This is a genomic window from Tsukamurella pseudospumae, assembly GCF_001575205.1.
In the GTDB taxonomy this organism is placed as follows: domain Bacteria; phylum Actinomycetota; class Actinomycetes; order Mycobacteriales; family Mycobacteriaceae; genus Tsukamurella; species Tsukamurella pseudospumae.
The window spans coordinates 25059-43100 of sequence record NZ_LSRE01000012.1; the positions used below are offsets into that span (position 1 = coordinate 25059).

The window sequence follows — 18042 nt, forward strand, 5'->3', positions numbered from 1 at the left end:
CGTTAGCCCATACCGTGACCTGCGGGTTCGGTATGGGCTAACGCTGTTGAGTCAGGAAACGGGTGCGACGGTGCGCGGTGCGGGTCAGGCCCGCAGGGTGGCGAGGTGGTCGAGGCGGGTCTCGGCCTCGGCCACGATGCGCTCGATGAGCTCGGCTACGGTCGGCAAGTCGTCGATGATGCCGGCCACCTGACCCGAGGCCAGCACGCCCGCGTCGGTATTGCCCTCGACGAGCCCGGCGCGCAACAGCATCGGCGTGTTCGCCGACATCATGAGCTGGCTCCAGGTGCGGTCGCCGCCCTTCTTCAGCGCGAGGCCTTCGGTGACGAGTCCCTTCCAGGAGACGCCCGTGAGGGCCTGGAACCGCAGAGTGTTCCGCGCGGCGTGCGCGAGCGTGGCGACGCCGTGCGATCGTTCCAGGGCCTCGACGAGGGCCGTCCGCAGGACCCGGTGCGGCATACCGTCGACCTTGGTGGTGACCACCGTGTCCGCGAGCCCGCGCTGGAGGTACTCCGCCTTGACCGACTCGGGGACGCGGCTGTCCCGGGTGAGCAGGAAGCGGGTGCCCATGGCCACGCCGGACGCGCCGTACGCGAGCGCCGCAGCGAGGCCGCGGCCGTCGAAGAAGCCGCCGGCGGCGATCACGGGGATGTCCACGGCGTCCAGGACGGACGGCAGCAGGAGCGTGGTGGCGACACCGCCGGTGTGGCCGCCGCCCTCACCGCCCTGGACGATCACGGCGTCGGCGCCCCACGCAGCCACCTTCTCGGCGTGCCGTGCCGCGCCGATCGACGGGATCACCACGAGCCCGGCGTCTTTGAGCTGCGCGATCATCTCCTTGCGCGGCGCGAGCGCGAAGGAGGCGACCTTCACGCCCTCGCGGATCATGAGCTCCACGCGCTGCTGCGCGTCCTCCGCGTCGGCGCGCAGGTTCACCCCGAAGGGCTTGTCGGTGCGTTCCTTGGTCTTCCGGATCGCCGTCTCGAGTTCGGCGTAAGTCATCGTCGCGGACGCGAGAATGCCGAGGCCGCCCGCGTTCGCCGTGGCCGCGGTGAGGTGGGCGCCGGACACCCAGCCCATGCCGGTCTGCACCACGGGGTGCTCGATGCCGACGAGCTCCGTCAGGCGCGTCCGCAGCGTCATGCGGGGACCTCCCTGCTGCGCAGGCCCTTCGGGTCGACGACGGTGCGGATCAGCTCGAGCTCCTCGGCGGTCGGCACGCGGGTCTCGGGGGCGCCGGCGCCGTCCAGCTCGAATCCGGTCGCCTCGCGCACCTGCTGCTCCGTGACCCCCGGATGTACCGACAGGATGGTCATCGCACCGTCGTCGTTGAAGCCCAGAACGGCGAGATCGGTGACCACGCGGTGGATGTCGTGGAACCGGCTCGCGGCGGGACCGGCCGCGCGGGCGCGGTCGTAGCCGACGCCGCTCACCACGTCCACGGCCTCCACGAAGACGCGGGTGGAGTGCTTGGGGATCCAGTACGACGTGCGGTTGTTCACCGTGTTGCCCGGACCGCCGCGCACACCGAGCAACTGTCGGGTCGGGGCGGCGTGATCGCCGATGGCGGAGATGTTCTGGTTGCCGAACCGGTCGATCTGGCTGGCGCCCATGATGACGTGGCGCTTGCCGTTCGGCACCACCACGTCGAGCACCTTCTTGAAGGGCTGCCAGCCCTCGATCCCGGCGGACGGGTTGGCCGCATCGGCGACGAGGTAGGCCTCGCCGTCGGACAGCAGCAGGTCGGGGGCGAAGGTCAGGCGGGCGAGCCGGCCGCCCAACGACGGGATGAGACCCATGGGACTCGCGGTGATCTCACCGTCGCCGCGGAACAGATCGGCGATCGCGGCCACACAGACCTCGGCGCGGGTGATGTCGGTCATTTCTTCTCCTGCTCAGCCGATACCGCGGCCCATGCAGCCACTTCAGCCTGGTAGTGCGCCTCGTCGCCGCTGAGGAAGCGCTCCTCGAAGGCGGCCCAGGCTTCGGGATCCTTGGCGCTCGCGGCGTAGTGCCGCTGGAACTTCTCGTCGCGGCCGTAGTCCGGGACGGCGGTCGTGAAGTGGGCACCGTTCGGCGTCTCGACGACGCCGGCGACGGCGCTGCGGTTGATGATCAGCGACTGCACCGGTCCGCCGGCCACCAGCTCCTCGGTCGGGACGATCCGCTCGCACGAGACGTAGCAGCGGTCCGCGGCGAGGGCGAAGTCGTCGTCGAAGTACGGGTCCGGACCCAGGTACTGGGCGTTGCCGCGGGCGTCCGCCCGGTTCATGTGCACGAGTGACGCATCGAGCCGCAGCGCCGGCACGGCCACCAGCTCCTCGCCGTCCGCGTAGGGCGAGACGACGGTGCGCAGATCGGGATTGATGTCCATCACCGACGAGCCCAGGCCCGCCCGGATCGGCAGGAACGGCAGGCGCTGCACGGCGGCCTTGAGGCCCGCGGCGAACATGCCCTCGTCCCACTCGGCCACCTCGATGGCGCCGGACTGCCTGGCACGCGCGAAGTTCGGGTCGATCGGCACACTGTCGAGGGTGACGAAGCCGAACACCAGCTTGCGGATCTTCCCGGCCGCGGCGAGCAGGCCCACATCGGGGCCGCCGTAGGACACCACGGTGAGGTCCGTGAGGTCGGAGCGCAGGATCGCGCGTACCAGGGCCATCGGCTTGCGCCGCGAGCCCCAGCCGCCGATGCCCAGCGTCATGCCGTCCTCGAGTTCGGCGACCACCTGATCGGGGGTCATGGTCTTGTCGCTCATGCGTTCTCCTGTGCTGCGTCGTCGGATACGGGCCGCCCGCTCGCTCCGCCCCCGGCGCTGGACGCGTCGCCGACGGTGCGGCCGGTGGCGACGAACTCCCGCCGGTGCTCGTCCGAGTAGCCCGCGAGGTTGAGTTCGAAGGTGAATCCCTGCTCGAACCGGTAGCTGGTGTGCACGTTCACCGGGTCGATCCCGTTGATGGCCTCCTTGGCCTTGCGAATCACCCGGGTGTCCTTGGCGGCGATGGCCCGAGCCACCTCGAGCGCGGTCTCGTCGAGTTCGTCGCGCGGCACCACGCGGTACACCGACCCGAAGTGCTCCAGCTGCTGCGCGGTCACGGTGCCGGCGGTGAAGTACAGCGTGCGCATGAGGTGCTGCGGCACGAGACGCGCCAGATGCGTTGCGGCGCCCAGCGCTCCGCGGTCGACCTCGGGCAGCCCGAAGGTGGCGTCGTCGGAGGCGACGACCACGTCGGCGTTGCCGACGAGGCCGATGCCGCCGCCCAGGCAGAAGCCGTTCACCGCGACGATCACGGGGACCGCGCAGTCGTACACCGCGGAGAAGGCCGCGGCGCACCCCGCGTTCGCGCCGATGAGCGCGCCGTAGCCGTCGCCGGCGGCCTGCGCCGCGTCGATCTCCTTGATGTCCACGCCGGCGTTGAAGCCGCGGCCCGCCGCGCGGACCACCACGACGTGACACGACGGGTCGCGACCCGCCTCGGTGATGGCGTTCGCGAGGTCGAACCAGCCCTGCACGGTGAGGGCGTTGACGGGGGGTGCATCGACGGTGATCGTGTGGATCCCGGGCTCGTCGACGGTGGTCGTGATCGGTGAAGGCACACCGACTCCTTCGAGGTAGACAGGTAGAACGTGATCTAAACCTAGCAATTGCTTGGTACGCTACCACCGAAGCCGGGTCAGCCGGAATACGAAGAGGAGAATCCATGTCGAGCGCAGCCGTCCCAGGTGGCCTGGGACTCGAGGGCGCGGTGGTCCTGGTCACCGGTGGCGTCCGCGGGATCGGCGCGGGCATCGCCCGCGTGTTCCTCCGGCACGGGGCGACGGTGGTGGTCTGCGCCCGGCGGGAGCCCGAGCGTCAGGTCGAGGTCGACGGTGCCGTGGCCGAATTCGTCGCCGCCGATGTCCGCGAGCCCGAGCAGGTCGAGACCCTGATCGCCGGCGTCGTCGACCGGCACGGCCGGCTCGACGTGCTCGTCAACAACGCGGGCGGTGCCCCCTTCGCCGATGCCGCCACGGCCTCGCCGCGCTTCCACGAGAAGGTCGTCGGGCTCAACCTGCTCGCGCCGCTCCTGGTGGCGCAGAAGGCCAATGCGGTCATGCAGAGCGCTGGGGGAGGGGCGATCGTCAACGTCTCCAGCGTGAGCGCCACCCGCCCCTCGCCGGGCACCGCGGCCTACGGCGCGGCCAAGGCGGGGCTCGACTCGCTCACGGCGAGCCTCGCGGTGGAGTTCGCACCCGCGGTGCGGGTCAACGCTCTCGACGTGGGGATGGTCCGCACCGAGGCCGCCGAGCAGCACTACGGCGACGACGCCGGCATCGCTGCCATCGGCGCGACCGTGCCGCTCGGCCGCCTGGCCGATCCCGAGGAGGTCGGCGCGTGCGCCGCGTTCCTCGCGTCGCCTCTCGCGTCCTATGTCAGCGGCGCGACCCTACTCGTCCACGGCGGCGGCGAACGCCCCGCCTTCCTCGCCGCGGCGAACGCCGAGCGCGACGCGCGGTAGATCCGAACCACCAATTAGGAGAACACTCATGACAGGAATCGTCGACGGCCGCGTCGTCATCGTCACCGGAGCCGGCCGGGGTATCGGTCGCGCCCACGCACTCGCCTTCGCCGCGGAGGGCGCGGCGGTCGTGGTCAACGACTACGGCGTGGGGCTCGACGGTGCCGAGGCCTCGTCGGGACCGGCGCAGCAGGTCGTCGAGGAGATCCGCGCCGCGGGCGGCCGGGCGGTCACGAATCCGTCGGACGTCGCCGATTGGGCGGGCGCGGAGGCGTTGGTGCGGACGGCGATCGACGAGTTCGGGCGCCTCGACGTCCTGGTGAACAACGCGGGCTTCCTCCGGGACCGGATGCTGGTGAACATGTCCGAGGCGGAGTGGGACGCGGTGACCCGGGTGCACCTCAAGGGGCACTTCGCGATGCTCCGGCACGCGGCCGGCTACTGGCGGGACGAGTCCAAGGCGGGGCGGCAGCCGGACGCGCGGGTGATCAACACCAGCTCGGGCGCGGGCCTGCTCGGCAGCATCGGCCAGGGCAATTACGCCGCCGCGAAGGCGGGCATCGCCGAGATGACGATCCAGGCGGCCGCGGAGATGGGGCGGTACGGGATCACCGTGAACGCGATCGCGCCTGCGGCCCGGACCCGGATGACGGAGACGACCTTCGCCGATGACATGGCCGCGCCCGAGGACGGATTCGACGCGATGGCGCCGGAGAACGTGTCGCCGCTCGTGGTCTGGCTCGGCAGTGTTGAATCCGCGGACATCACCGGCCGCGTCTTCGAGGTCGAGGGCGGCAAGGTCTCGGTGGCGCAGGGCTGGCGACACGGCCCGCAGCGCGACAAGGGCGCCCGCTGGGAGCCCGCGGAACTCGGGACGGTCGTGCGCGGCCTGATCGCCGAGGCGCCGGCCCCGGAGGCCGTCTACGGCGCGTAACGCAGGCCCGGGTGCTCCGGCGGAGCCCCGGGAGACGACGATGCCGGCCGCGCGGGAGGGGATCTCCGCGCGGCCGGCCGCGTCTCGGCGAGGGGTGGGCCGAGTTCGTGAGGTCAGGCCCGGGCGCTGAGCCGACCGGAGTCCACGAAGAACTGCACCAGCTCCGTCGCGGTGCTCTCCATCGAGCGCGGCGCGTACCCGAGTTCGTTACGGGCCTTCGAGATGTCCACCAGGGGGGATGCGAAGAGTGGTCCGAGTGCCGCCTTCGACAGCACGTCGGACCCCAGCCGGCTGTTGATCGGCTCGAGGACGGGCATGACCGCGGCGAGCGCCCCGATCGGCACGGCCACGCGCGGTCCGGAGCGGCCCGCGGCGCGTGCGGACAGACGCATCGCGTCGATGATCGGCGCGAATTCTCCACCGAGCAGGTAGTTCTCGCCCGTCCGGCCCTTCTCCGCGGCGAGCATGACGCCGGCGGCCACGTCCCGGACGTCGACCAGGTCGAAGCCGGCCTTCGAGACGAAGGCGGGCATCCGTCCACGGGCGGCCGTGTGCGCGAGTCGATTCAAGCGCGACAGGGCGACGCCGTGATCAGCCGGCCCCCACACGCCCGTGGGGTTGCAGATGGTCGCGTCCAGCCCGTCGTCGATGACCTTCCGGAGCTCCTGCTCGCCGGCCCATTTGGACCGGTCGTAGACGGGGATCTCGGGGCGCACGGACCGCGGCGCGGTCTCATCGATGACCTCGACCAGGTCCTGATCGAACGCGTGGATCGAACTCAGGTGCACCATCTTCCGCACACCTGCGTCGAGCGCTGCGCGAGCGACGATGCGCACGCCCTGGGTGTTGAGGCGCCACGCGGCCTCGTCCTCCATCCGCAGCGTGATCATCGCGACCAGGTGGTAGACGACCTCGACGCCCTCGAACGCCGCGCGCATCTCGTCCGGTTCGAGGACGCTCGCCTGCACCCACCGCACGCCCTCGGGTGCGTGCGGCGACGAGGTCCGGTCGATCGCGACCACCTCGTGCCCGTGCTCGACCAACTGCTGCAAGAGGTTTCCACCCACGAATCCGGCCGCGCCGGTGACTGCTACCCGCATGCCGTCAGATCCGCTCGATGATGGTGCCGGTGGCCATCGCGCCGCCGCAGCACATCGCGATGAGCGCGCTCGACGCGTCGCGCCGCTCCAGTTCGTGCAGCGCGGTGGTGATGAGCCGCGCACCCGTCGAGCCGACCGGATGGCCCAGCGCGATGGCGCCGCCGTTCACGTTGACCTTGTCCGGGTCGGGACCGATGACCTGCTGCCAGGACAGGACGACGGAGGCGAAGGCCTCGTTGACCTCGAACAGGTCGATGTCGCGCAGCGACCGGCCGGAGCGCTCCAGGACTCGCTCGGTGGCACGGATAGGCCCGTCGAGGTGGTAGTACGGCTCCCCGCCGACCAGGGCCTGGGAGACGATGCGGGCGCGCGGCTTCAGGCCGAGCGCCGCGGCGCGGTCGGAATCCATGAGCAGTACGGCGGCGGCACCGTCGGACACCTGGGAGGACGTGCCGGCCGTGTGCCGGCCACCGTCGAGCATGGGCTTGAGCTTGGCGAGCCCCTCGAGCGTGCTCTCGCGCGGGCCCTGGTCCCGGGAGACCTCGATGGTCTCGCCGGTGGGCGCACCGTCGGCCATCGCGGGGGCCTTGAGCGCCACGACCTCGCGGTCGAACCGCCCCTCCTGCCAGGCCTGGAGCGCCTTGCGCTGTGACGCGAGGCCGAAGGCGTCGATGTCCTCGCGGGTGAGCCCGCGGCGTTCGGCGATCCGCTCGGCGGCGAGGAACTGGTTGGGCATGTCGATGGTCCACGACGGGGGACGGGAGGTGCCCAGGCCCTCCGGGCGGTTCGCGCCGAGTGGGATCCGGCTCATCGACTCGACTCCGCACGAGATGCCGGCCGCGATGGCGTCGGTGGCGATGAGGCCTGCGATCAGGCCCGTGGCCTGCTGGGCCGATCCGCACTGCGCGTCGATCGTGGTGGCGCCGGTCAGCTCCGGGAGACCCTCGTTGAGCCAGGCGGTGCGGGTGATGTTGCCCGCCTGCTCACCGGCCTGCGTGACATTGCCGCCGATGATCTGCTCGATCTGCGCCGGGTCGACCCCGGCGTGTCCGAGGAGGGCGGTGACGGTGCCCCCGAGGAGTTCGGCGGGGTGCAGTCCGCTCAGCCAACCGCCCCGCTTGCCGATGGGGCTGCGGACGGCGTCGACGATGACGGGGATTCCCATATCGATCGTTCCTCACATTCTTGGCTCCGCCCTGTGGGTAGAGCACGTTCTCGATTGTGGCGCGCAACTCCGGCCTTGTCGAGCCTCATGCGGTGGCGCCGCGACGGATTCGTCCCTGTGTAACTGCTGTGCAACCAGCGTCCTCCGCAATCTAGCTCACGGGCGGACAGTCTGTGCTTCAATGAGTAGAACATGTTTCAGATGCGCCTGGCTAGGGCCAGGTGGAGACGCTTGAGGAGGCGGCGTGAGCGTGCACTTCCCCGCGGGGTTCGATTTCACCAGCCCCGACCTGTGGTCGGAGCGGCGGCCCGAAGCCGAGTTCGCCGAACTCCGGCGATCGGCGCCGGTCTGGTGGCAGGACATCCCGCCCGGCACCACGGGCTTCGACGACGGTGGTTTCTGGGTGGTGTCCAAGTTGGAGGACATCAAGGCCATCTCCCGGAACCCGAAGCAGTACTCGAACTGGGAGAACGGCGCGATCGTGCGGTTCGGGCCCGAGATCGAGCGCGAGCAGATCGACATGCAGCGCATGCTGCTGCTCAACATGGATCCGCCGCAGCACACCAAGACGCGGCGCATCATCTCGCGCGGGTTCACTCCCAAGGCCGTGCAGTCGCTGCACGACGCGCTGGCGGAGCGGGCCGAGCAGATCGTGCACGAGGCGCGGAAGACCGGCGGCGGTGACTTCGTGGAGCAGGTCGCGAGCGAGCTGCCCCTGCAGGCGATCGCCGAGTTGCTCGGCGTGCCGCAGGAGGATCGCCGCAAGCTCTTCGACTGGTCCAACTCGATGATGGCCTACGACGACCCGGAGTTCGAGGGCAACTACCTCGAGGCGATGACCGAGTTCACGGGCTACTCCTGGAACCTCGCGGAGGAACGCCGCAAGTGTCCGATGGACGACATCGTGACCTCCCTCATCCAGGCCGATATCGACGGCGAGTCGCTCGGCAGTGACGAGTTCGCCTTCTTCGTGTTGCTGCTCGCGGTCGCCGGCAACGAGACCACCCGCAACGCGATCAGTCATGGCATGAAGGCCTTCGTCGATCACCCCGACCAGTGGGAGATCTACAAGGAGCAGCGCCCGCGCACCGCGCCGGACGAGATCGTCCGCTGGGCGACGCCGGTGTCGGTGTTCCAGCGCACCGCCCTCGAGGACGTCCAGCTCGGCGAGCAGACGATCAAGAAGGGCCAGCGCGTCGCGTTGTTCTACGCCTCCGCCAACTTCGACGAGGACGCCTTCGAGGACCCGTACACCTTCAACATCCTCCGCGACCCGAACCCGCACGTCGGCTTCGGCGGCTCGGGCACCCACCACTGCGTGGGCGCGAACCTCGCTCGCCTGGAGATGGACCTGATGTTCAAGGCGATCGCCGACGTGATGCCCAACCTCCGCGAGCTCGAGCCCCCGCAGCGCCTGCGGTCCGGCTGGCTCAACGGCATCAAGCACTGGAAGGTCGCGTACGAGTAGGGCCGCGCGTCACGACGACGGTGCCCCCGAGATCCTTCTCGGGGGCACAGTCGCGTCGCGGTAGGTGTGCCACATGTCGCGGGGACGGGACTGGCTGCTGAAAGCGGGGTCGGACGAGCCCTGGTTCCGTGGAGATCGACTTCCCTGCGACACTCGGATTTTGTCCGTTTCGGACGGCGTGTCCGTAGTGGGCAGAATCCGAGTGTCGCGCGGAAGCATTGTTACGTCGCTGGACGTGAACGATCCACCGTGAGACTCGATTTCCCGGCGGAGTAGCGGTTCATGATCAGAAGTGCCCCGCCCAGTCCGATGTCGTAGCCGGCGCACAACGCGGCATACCAGGCCGGTAGAGCTGTTTCGGACGCCGCATGGTGGTAGCGAGCATCGAACGCCGCGTGACCAAGCCATCCGACGGCCACGAGGTGCCGGGCCTGTCGCGGGGGAAGCTGGAGCACCAGGGGCAGCGCCGCGCCGCACGCCGTGACGACAGCGATCTCTCCGCGGCGTGGTGCCGAGCGACGAAACCTGCTTGCGGGGTAGATGCCCGCCGCCACGAGCAGCCCCGTCGCGGCTCCTGCAGTGCCGAATCGGCGGGGGAGCCGGGTGACGGCGCCGGCTGTCAGCCAACCACCGCACGTGCCTGCGACGAACGCCGCGCACCGGCCCATCATCGCGGCTTGTCCGCCCCCACCAGCCACATCGAGAAGTACTGCGAGCCACCGCCGTAGGCGTGGCCCAGGGCGGTCCGGGCACCGTCGACCTGGTAGTCCCCGGCGCGGCCCATGACCTGTTTGGCGGCCTCGGCGAACCGGATCATGCCCGACGCGCCGATGGGGTTCGAGGACAGCACGCCGCCGGACGGATTGACGGGCAGGGTGCCCCCGATCTCGGTGCCCCCGGACTCGGTGAGCTTCCAGCCCTCGCCCTCGGGGACGAAGCCGAGGTTCTCGAGCCACATCGGCTCGAACCACGAGAACGGGACGTAGATCTCGGCGGCGTCCACTTGGTTCAGGGGATCGGTGATGCCGGCATCACGCCACAGCGCTGCCGCGGCGTCCTGTCCGGCCTGTGGGCTCACGTGCTCGCGTCCCGCGTAGGCGAGCGGTTCGGTCCGCATCGCGGTCGCGAGCACCCAGCCGACGCGGTTTCCGGTGGCCGCTTCGGATTCCGCCGCGGCCGCCTCGTCGCCGAGGACGATGGCGCAGGCACCGTCGGACGACGGGCAGGTCTCGTCGAACCGGATGGGGTCCCAGAGCATCTGCGAGGCCTGCACCGAGTCGAGCGTGATGTCGGGCTGGTGCAGGTGCGCCAGGGGATTGCGGGCGCCGTTGCGCCGGTCCTTGACGGCGACCATGGCGCCGACGTGGTCGGGGGCGCCCGAGCGGCGGATGTAGGAGCGCACGTGCGGCGCGAAGTAGCCGCCCGCGCCCGCGCCGACGGGCACGGTGAACGGAACCGGGATCGACAAGGCCCACATGGCATTCGACTCCGACTGCTTCTCCCACGCCACCGTGAGCACTCGCTTGTGCACGCCGGACTTGATCAGCGCGGCAGCCACATTGGCAGTGGACCCGCCCACGGATCCCGCGGTGTGTACGCGCAGCATCGGCTTGCCGACGGCACCGAGTGCGTCGGCGAGGAACAGTTCGGGCATCATGACGCCCTCGAACATGTCGGGGGCCTTGCCGATGACGATGGCGTCGATGTCAGCCATCGTGGTGCCCGCGTCGAGCAGGGCCGCGTCGACGGCCTCGCGGATCATGCCCGCCATGGAGACGTCGGTGCGTTTGGCTCGGTGGTGGGTCTGGCCGGTTCCGAGCACGGCGGTGGGCTTACCCATCACTTGGCCTCCATCACTGCGATCAGGTTCTGCTGCAGGGCGTGCCCGCCGGTGGCGTGCGCGAGGACGCGCTCGGCGTCGCCGTTCCACACGGCGCGGGCGGCCTCGCCGATGCGCGCGAGCCCCGCGGAGAACATCGGATTGCCCACGAGCGCACCGCCGGACGGATTGACCCGCACGTCGTCGCCCAGCCCGATCGCGGTGCGCAGGATCAGTTCCTGGTGTGTGAACGGCGCGTGCAGCTCGGCCAACTGCACGCCGTCCGCGCCGGCGGCCCGGGCCGCGGCAGTGGTCGACGGGGACTGCGTGAGATCGCGCGAGCCCAGTGCGGGGGAATCGATGCGGTGCTCGAGGCCGGTGATGAAAGCGGGGTTCTCACGGAGTTCGCGAGCGCGGTCGGCGGACGCCAGTATGGCGACCGCGGCACCGTCGGTGATGGGCGCGATATCATGCCGGCGCAACGGATCCGACCACATCGGTTCCCCCAGCAACTCCTCGGGAGAGACGGTACGTGAGATCTGCGCGGCCGGGTTCGTGGTCGCGTCGGTGAGGCTGCGCGCGGCTACCGCAGCCATGTCCGCCTCGGTCCATGCGCCGGAGTCGAGTCCGGCGCGCGCCTGCAGCGCGGCGACCGACACCGAGTCCGGCCACAGCGGCGCGACGGTGTACGGATCCAACTGCATGGTGAGCGTGCGGCGCAGGACGCCGGCGGAGGACTTTCCGAAGCCGTAGACGAGCGCGGTGTCGATCTCGCCGGTGCGGATCTTGATCCACGCCTCGTAGAGCGCCCAGGCCGCGTCCATCTCCACGTGCGACTCGTTGATCGGTGGCACGGCGCCGATGGAGTCGACCGCGGCGATGAACGAGAACGCCCGTCCCGCCAGGTAGTCCGACGAGCCGGAGCACCAGAATCCGATGTCGGACTTGGTGAGTCCGGTCTGAGCGAAGACGTCCGCGAACAGCGGGATCAGCATCTCCACGCCGTTGGTGGTGGTCTCGGCGGCGCGGAGCGACGGGGTGGCGGCGTAGCCGACGACGGCGACGGAGCCGTCCGGGTCGGTGCAGGTGCGTGTGCTCACAGGTGCTTCTCGTAACTGGAGTAGGGGGCGTCCGGCTCACCGGTCGGTTCGAAATGCGAGATGTTCCCGGGACTCTCGGTCCACTCCTCGCGGGGCTTCCACGTGGCCCGCACGCGCATGCCCATCCGGACCTCGGCCGGGTCACAGCCGAGCACGAGGTGCAGGAAGGGGATGTCGGCACCGTCGATCAGCACGTACGCGGCGACGTACGGCGGCTTGATCCGCTGGCCCTGGAAGGGCACGTTGACCACGCAGAAGGTGGTGACCACGCCGGTGTCCGGAAGGTCCACCTCCTCCGTCGTCGGGATGCCGTCGATCGGGCAGGCGTTGCGGGGCGGGACGTAGACGTTCCCGCACTTCCCGCAGCGCTGGCCCACCAGCCGGCCCTCGGCGAGTGCCCGCAGGTAGCGGGTCTCGGGCTCGGAGGCGGAGTGCTCGAGCGTCAGGGCGACAGGGGTGACCAGCATCGTCACCGGATCGTCCGACGGTGCCGCGCCCTCGGGCACGCCGTCGCCCTCTCCGGGGACGAAGCACGCGATGTCGCCGATCGCCCCCGTGGTCTCGGGGGCCCAGCGGGCGTGCACCCGCATGCCCGTCGAGATCTCGTCCGGGCTCGTGACGTCGACGGCGTGCAGGACGGCGGTGTCGGCACCGTCGAGCCTGATGAGCGCGTAGGCGAAGGGCCGGTCGAAGGGCTGCCCGTCGACCGGGTGCGTGTTCCAGGTCCAGCCGGTCACGGTGCCGGTGTCGGACACGGGGACGACCTCGTTCAAGGGAGCGTACGTGTCCGGGTCGAACTCGAGCGGGGGCACGTGCACCCGCCCGGCGGCGTCCCGGGTGCCGATGATGCGGCGCGCGCGGAGGTTGGTCATGAACGCGCCCAGCACCGGTCCGAGCGACCGGGTGTAGTCGAAGGACAGGTTCATCGGCGCCGAGAGGGTCTGCGGTTCTGCGGTCACCTCACGAGTGAAACATGTTCTAACTTTTTGGCGCAAGGGTATCCCGGAAATGGGATTGAGCCCCTACCGTGGAGACGTTCGTACCGCACGAGAAGGCGGTGTTCCGCAACGATCCACGAGGTGTTCCATGGACGATCTGCATCGCGAGCCGCTGGCCGGCGACATCCTGCTCGGCTCGCTCGGCGCCTACTCCGAACGGACCGCCGTGCACGTCACCGGTCCGCAGGGCGACAGCACGCTCACCTACGCGCAGGTGCGCGACGAGGTCAGCCGGTACGCGCAGGCCTACGCGTCCTTCGGTCTCGGCGTGGGCAGCCCCGTCGCGATGCTGTCGGGCAACCGGCACGAGGTGCTGATCGCCCAGTCCACCAACCTGATCACCGGCGTGCGTTTCGCCGCGCTCCACCCGATGGGCTCCCTCGACGACCACGTGTACGTCATGGAGGACGCGGGGATCGAGACCCTCATCTACGATCCGCGGCTGTACGAGCAGCGCGCCGCCGACCTGCGAGAACGGGTTCCCGGCTTGAAGACGCTGCTCTCGTTGGGGCCCACGGGCACCGGCGTCGATCTCACGGAGGTGGCGGCCGGCTTCGAGCCCGAACCGCTCACCGCGCACACGGCCGATCCGTCGTCGACCGCGAGCCTCGCGTACACCGGTGGCACCACGGGCAAGAGCAAGGGCGTCATGCTCAGCTACACCGGCGGCGCGTCGCTACTGCGCATCCAGCGCACGGAATGGGAATGGCCGCAGGAGATCCGGTTCCTGGTCTGCGCGCCGCTCAGCCACGCGGGCGGGGCGTTCTGGAACCCGACGTCGATGTCCGGCGGCTCCATGGTGGTGTTGCCGCGGTTCGAGCCGGAGGCCGTGCTCGCCGCTATCGAGAAGTACCGGATCACCGCGACGATGCTGGTGCCCACCATGATCTACGCGTTGCTCGACCACCCGAAGTTCGACGACTACGACCTGTCGAGCCTCGAGACCGTGTTCTACGGGGCGTCCGCGATCTCACCCACGCGGCTGACCGAGGCGATCGAGCGGATCGGCCCCAAGTTCTTCCAGTTCTACGGGCAGGCCGAGTGCCCCATGACGATCGCGGTGCTCCGCCGCGGCGACCACGACCCGTCGAAACCCGAACGATTGGCGAGCTGCGGCAAGCCGGTCCCATGGGTGACCGTCGCCCTGCTCGACGATGCCGGGCGCACCGTCGAACCCGGTGCGCCGGGGGAGATCTGCGTGCGTGGCCCCCTTGTGATGCAGGGGTACCTGAACAAGCCCGAGCAGACGGCCGAGGCCACCGAGCACGGGTGGCTGCACACCGGTGACATCGGCCGCTTCGACGACGAGGGCTATCTGTACATCGTCGACCGCAAGAAGGACATGGTGGTCACCGGCGGCTTCAACGTCTTCCCCCGTGAGGTCGAGGACGTGATCTCCACGCACCCGTCCGTCGCGTCCGTGGCGGTGATCGGTGTGCCCGACGACAAGTGGGGCGAGGCCGTCAAGGCGGTCGTGGTGCCCCGCGCCGGCGCGACGGTGGACGTGGAGGAACTGCGCGAGCTGGTCCGCGACCGCAAGGGCGCCGTCTACACGCCGAAGACCGTCGACCTCGTCGACTCGATCCCCGTCAGCCCCCTCGGCAAGCCGGATAAGAAGGCCCTGCGCGCGATCTACGCCTGACCCCCACCGAATTGAACACCGTTATGGAGAGGAAACCCGCAGGTCGGACTCTCCATAACGGTGTTCAATGCAGGGTCAGCGGCCCTCGAAGACGGGCTTGCGCTTCTCGGCGAAGGCGCGGGGACCCTCCTTGGCGTCCTGGGAGAGGAACACCGGCAGTCCCTCCTTCGCGTCGATCGCGAAGGCCTCCTCCTCGTGCATGCCCTCAGTGGCGCGCATGGTGCGCAGCATCGCCTGCACGGCCAGGGGGCCGTTCGCGTTGATCAGCTCGGCGAGCTCCAGGGCCTTGTCCAGCGCGCCCCCGTCGGGAACGACGTGTCCGATCAGCCCGTACTCCTTGGCCTCCGCGGCGGTGATGTGCCGGCCGGTCAGTAGAAGGTCGGCGGCCACCGTGTACGGGATCTGGCGCGGCAGCCGGACGGCGGAGCCGCCCATGGGATACAGGCTCCACTTCGCCTCGGACACACCGAACTTCGCGCTCTCGCCCGCGACGCGGATGTCGGTGCCCTGCAGAATCTCCGTGCCGCCGGCGATGGCGGCGCCCTCGACGGCGGCGATCAGCGGCTTGCCGGGGCGGCGGCCCTTGATCAGTCCCGGGATCCGCGCCGGATCCCAGCCGCCGCCGGACATCGCGTCTCCCGGGTTGGACTTCGCCATGTTCTTCAGGTCGGCCCCGGCGCAGAACGCACCTCCCGCGCCGGTGAGCACCGCGCTGCGGATCTCGGGGTCGGAGTCGATGCGATCCCAGGCGTCGCTGAGGATCTGCAGCATCTCACCGGTGAGTGCGTTCTTGCGCTCCGGCCGGTTCATGGTGATGAGAAGCGTGTGTCCGCGCTGTTCGACGAGGGCGTGCGGGGCGACATCGGTCACGGCTGGACCTCCTGGGTCGAGATCCTCGCCGAAACGAGGATCGGCAAATGCGGGAATCCGCTTCCATGGAACAGTAACAGGTTCTAGTTTGGTGGAAAGATCTCTTCAGGAGGAATTCCATGCGCACACCCCTGTGCGACGACCTGGGCATCGAGTACCCGGTCATCGCGTTCACCCCGTCCGAGCACGTCGCCGCGGCGGTCTCCCGTGCGGGCGGCCTCGGCGTGCTCGGCTGCGTCCGCTTCAACGACCCCGACGAGCTCGACGCCGTCCTCGACTGGATGGACGCCAACACCGACGGCCGTCCCTACGGCGTCGACATCGTCATGCCCAACAAGGTGCCCACCGAGGGCGCCGCCGGCGATCTCGCGCAACTCATCCCCGAGGAGCACCGCGCCTTCGTCGAGCGCACGCTCCACGAGCTCGGCGTACCCGAGCTGCCCGACGGTGCCGCCGGGGCCGGGGTGCTCGGCTGGCTGCACTCGGTCGCCCGTTCCCACGTCGATGTGGCGCTGAAGCATCGGATCGCGTTGATCGCCAACGCCCTCGGCTCTCCGCCGGCGGACGTGATCGATGCGGCGCACGATCACGGCGTCAAGGTCGCGGCCCTGGCGGGTCGCGCCAAGCACGCCCGCGCCCACGTCGACAACGGCGTGGACATCGTCATCGCGCAGGGCTACGAAGCCGGCGGCCACACCGGCGAGATCGCCTCGATGGTGCTGCTGCCGGAGATCGTCGATGAGGTGGGCGAGGACGCCACGGTCGTCGCCGCGGGCGGCATCGGCTCCGGTCGGCAGATCGCAGCCGCGCTGACCCTCGGAGCCGAGGGCGTGTGGATGGGGTCCTACTGGCTCACCACCACCGAGTACCTCGAGACGCATACCAGGTCGCAGACTATGCAGGAGGCACTGGTCGCCGCGACGAGTGCGGACACGGTGCGCACCCGCATCTTCTCCGGCAAGCCGGCCCGTCTGCTCAAGACCCGGTGGACGCAGGCCTGGGAGGAGCCCGGCGCACCGTCGGCCCTGCCCATGCCCCTACAGAACCTCCTGGTGGGGGAGGCGCACAGCCGGATCCACGCCTCGGGTGATCCCTCCGTCGTCGCGATGCCGGTGGGCCAGATCGTGGGCCGGATGAACGCGGTGCGGCCCGTCGCCGAGATCATGGCCGAGCTGGTCGGCGAGTTCGAGGCTGCCGTCGAACGCTTGAACCTGGCACGCTGACCCCATGGGAAACAATCAGCGCGGCCAGATCCAGATGTCCGAGGCGGAGGTCGAGGAGTTCATCGAGCGCAGCCGGACCGCCACCATCGCCACTGTCGGCTCCAGTGGGGTGCCCCACCTCGTGGCCATGTGGTACGCCGTGATCGACGGCGACCTGTGGATCGAGACGAAGGCGAAGTCGCAGAAGGTCGTGAACCTTCGCCGCAACCCGGCGATGAGCGCCTCGATCGAGTCGGGCCGGTCCTACGATCAGCTCCGCGGGGTGACCTTCGAGGGCACGGCCGAGATCGTCGAGGACGAGGCGACCGTGCGCGCCGTGTGCGAGCAGGTCTACGAGCGCTACTTCGGCCCGTATTCGGAGGAACTCAAGCCCGCCATCGACGCGATGATGAACAAGCGCGTCGCGGTGCGCTTGCGCGCCGACCGCGTGCGCAGCTGGGACCACCGCAAGCTCGGCATGCCCGAGATGCCGGTGAGCGGATCGACCGCGGCGTTCCTCTAGGGGGCCGGCATGCCCGGATCGCATGCGCGGCTGGATGATTCCGCCGCCCTCGTCGAGCTCAGTCCCTGCGTCGGGGGTCTCGTCCGGACCTGGTCGGACGACGGTGCCTCCCGGCTCTGGTCGGTGCCCGACGACGCGTGGATCCGCGACGCCCAGGCCACCGGCCGGATCGGACGCGTCTCCCGCAAGGAGAACCGGTACCGCGAGGCGGCGCGCCTCGCCGACTCCGACGGTGCGTTGCTCGTCCGTCCGCGGGGCCCGATGCGGGGCGCCGACGGGAACCTGACCATGGCCGAGCAGGTCGTCGCGCTGGCGCCGGAGAAGCGGCCCTCGCGGTCGACCTTCGAGGACTTCCGCGAGGTGCTCAGCCGGGCGGTCGAACACTGCGCCGCCACGGACGAGTACCTCGTGGTCGAGCGGGGTGCCCGGGATGCCGGACGAGAGCCCTTCTGCCTCTTCGCGGTACTGCCCGCCGGGACGGAACCGGGCGTTTTCGTCACCGTCGTCGAGACCTCTCCGCCGCCCCGTGACTCGGACCTGTGGGCGCCCTACGTCGACGAGTGGGACCGGACCGCAACGATCAGCGCACCGTCGGGCCCGGAGACGGTGGCGACCGCCCCGACCGTGATGATCGAGGCGATCAGCCGCTGGGACATCGACCCCTGGGACCTCGCCTTCACCTTCGGCCGACGGTGACCTCGGGCGGACGGGGCCCGAGCGTG

The 18042-nt window shown here is 70.0% G+C and carries 17 protein-coding genes; 7 read left to right on the forward strand and 10 right to left on the reverse strand.

The window, feature by feature from the left end; all coding sequences use genetic code 11:
• Positions 1–84: 84 nt before the first annotated feature.
• From AXK61_RS08985 to AXK61_RS09000, 4 genes are read right to left on the reverse strand one after another with little or no spacing between them, the layout of a single operon-like run.
• The gene (locus tag AXK61_RS08985; protein WP_068744896.1) at positions 85–1143 is read right to left on the reverse strand and encodes an NAD(P)H-dependent flavin oxidoreductase; all 1059 of its coding nucleotides are present in this window, start codon (positions 1141–1143) and stop codon (positions 85–87) included.
• A complete protein-coding gene (locus tag AXK61_RS08990; RefSeq protein ID WP_068571275.1) occupies positions 1140–1883 on the reverse strand; it encodes a CoA-transferase subunit beta in 744 nt (247 codons plus the stop codon). Before AXK61_RS08990 ends, AXK61_RS08985 begins: the two co-directional genes overlap by 4 nt.
• Complete coding sequence (locus AXK61_RS08995; RefSeq protein WP_068744898.1) at positions 1880–2758, reverse strand: CoA transferase subunit A; 879 nt, start codon at positions 2756–2758, stop codon at positions 1880–1882. The genes AXK61_RS08990 and AXK61_RS08995 overlap by 4 nt, the downstream gene beginning before the upstream one ends.
• Positions 2755–3597: an enoyl-CoA hydratase family protein gene (locus AXK61_RS09000; RefSeq protein WP_068571273.1), complete on the reverse strand. Its 843-nt coding sequence runs from the start codon at positions 3595–3597 to the stop codon at positions 2755–2757. Before AXK61_RS09000 ends, AXK61_RS08995 begins: the two co-directional genes overlap by 4 nt.
• A gap of 104 nt (positions 3598–3701) precedes the next feature.
• Here AXK61_RS09000 and AXK61_RS09005 point away from each other — a divergent pair, with 104 nt between their 5' ends.
• Positions 3702–4499, forward strand: a complete 798-nt coding sequence (locus AXK61_RS09005; protein ID WP_068571272.1) for an SDR family oxidoreductase — start codon at positions 3702–3704, stop codon at positions 4497–4499.
• Between the two features lie 28 nt (positions 4500–4527).
• Entirely contained in the window at positions 4528–5433 is a 906-nt protein-coding gene (locus AXK61_RS09010) for an SDR family oxidoreductase (protein WP_068744900.1), read from the forward strand.
• A gap of 113 nt (positions 5434–5546) precedes the next feature.
• Here AXK61_RS09010 and AXK61_RS09015 read toward each other — a convergent pair whose 3' ends face one another.
• Both AXK61_RS09015 and AXK61_RS09020 read right to left on the reverse strand, forming a co-directional pair.
• A complete protein-coding gene (locus tag AXK61_RS09015) occupies positions 5547–6533 on the reverse strand; it encodes an NAD-dependent epimerase/dehydratase family protein (RefSeq protein WP_068571270.1) in 987 nt (328 codons plus the stop codon).
• A 4-nt stretch (positions 6534–6537) separates the two neighbouring features.
• Positions 6538–7698 (reverse strand): steroid 3-ketoacyl-CoA thiolase, encoded by a 1161-nt coding sequence (locus tag AXK61_RS09020; protein ID WP_068571269.1) that lies wholly within the window; start codon positions 7696–7698, stop codon positions 6538–6540.
• Positions 7699–7942: 244 nt separating this feature from the next.
• Between AXK61_RS09020 and AXK61_RS09025 the strand changes: the two genes are divergently transcribed.
• Positions 7943–9166: a cytochrome P450 gene (locus AXK61_RS09025; protein ID WP_068571268.1), complete on the forward strand. Its 1224-nt coding sequence runs from the start codon at positions 7943–7945 to the stop codon at positions 9164–9166.
• Between the two features lie 667 nt (positions 9167–9833).
• Here the strand turns inward: AXK61_RS09025 and AXK61_RS09030 are convergent.
• From AXK61_RS09030 to AXK61_RS09040, 3 genes are read right to left on the reverse strand one after another with little or no spacing between them, the layout of a single operon-like run.
• Complete coding sequence (locus tag AXK61_RS09030) at positions 9834–11006, reverse strand: thiolase domain-containing protein (RefSeq protein WP_068744902.1); 1173 nt, start codon at positions 11004–11006, stop codon at positions 9834–9836.
• Positions 11006–12085: a thiolase domain-containing protein gene (locus AXK61_RS09035; protein ID WP_068744904.1), complete on the reverse strand. Its 1080-nt coding sequence runs from the start codon at positions 12083–12085 to the stop codon at positions 11006–11008. The genes AXK61_RS09030 and AXK61_RS09035 overlap by 1 nt, the downstream gene beginning before the upstream one ends.
• The gene (locus tag AXK61_RS09040; RefSeq protein ID WP_068571511.1) at positions 12082–13011 is read right to left on the reverse strand and encodes a Zn-ribbon domain-containing OB-fold protein; all 930 of its coding nucleotides are present in this window, start codon (positions 13009–13011) and stop codon (positions 12082–12084) included. The genes AXK61_RS09035 and AXK61_RS09040 overlap by 4 nt, the downstream gene beginning before the upstream one ends.
• A gap of 160 nt (positions 13012–13171) precedes the next feature.
• Between AXK61_RS09040 and AXK61_RS09045 the strand changes: the two genes are divergently transcribed.
• Positions 13172–14725, forward strand: a complete 1554-nt coding sequence (locus AXK61_RS09045; protein WP_068744906.1) for an AMP-binding protein — start codon at positions 13172–13174, stop codon at positions 14723–14725.
• 75 nt (positions 14726–14800) lie between these two features.
• On the opposite strand, the gene AXK61_RS09050 is transcribed toward AXK61_RS09045, so the two are convergent.
• The gene (locus AXK61_RS09050) at positions 14801–15595 is read right to left on the reverse strand and encodes a crotonase/enoyl-CoA hydratase family protein (RefSeq protein ID WP_068744908.1); all 795 of its coding nucleotides are present in this window, start codon (positions 15593–15595) and stop codon (positions 14801–14803) included.
• Between the two features lie 119 nt (positions 15596–15714).
• On the opposite strand from AXK61_RS09050, the gene AXK61_RS09055 reads away from it, so the two are divergent.
• From AXK61_RS09055 to AXK61_RS09065, 3 genes are read left to right on the forward strand one after another with little or no spacing between them, the layout of a single operon-like run.
• A complete protein-coding gene (locus AXK61_RS09055; RefSeq protein WP_068744910.1) occupies positions 15715–16818 on the forward strand; it encodes an NAD(P)H-dependent flavin oxidoreductase in 1104 nt (367 codons plus the stop codon).
• 4 nt (positions 16819–16822) lie between these two features.
• Positions 16823–17320 (forward strand): pyridoxamine 5'-phosphate oxidase family protein, encoded by a 498-nt coding sequence (locus AXK61_RS09060; RefSeq protein ID WP_068744911.1) that lies wholly within the window; start codon positions 16823–16825, stop codon positions 17318–17320.
• Between the two features lie 9 nt (positions 17321–17329).
• Complete coding sequence (locus AXK61_RS09065) at positions 17330–18016, forward strand: hypothetical protein (protein ID WP_068744913.1); 687 nt, start codon at positions 17330–17332, stop codon at positions 18014–18016.
• The last annotated feature ends 26 nt before the right edge of the window (positions 18017–18042 follow it).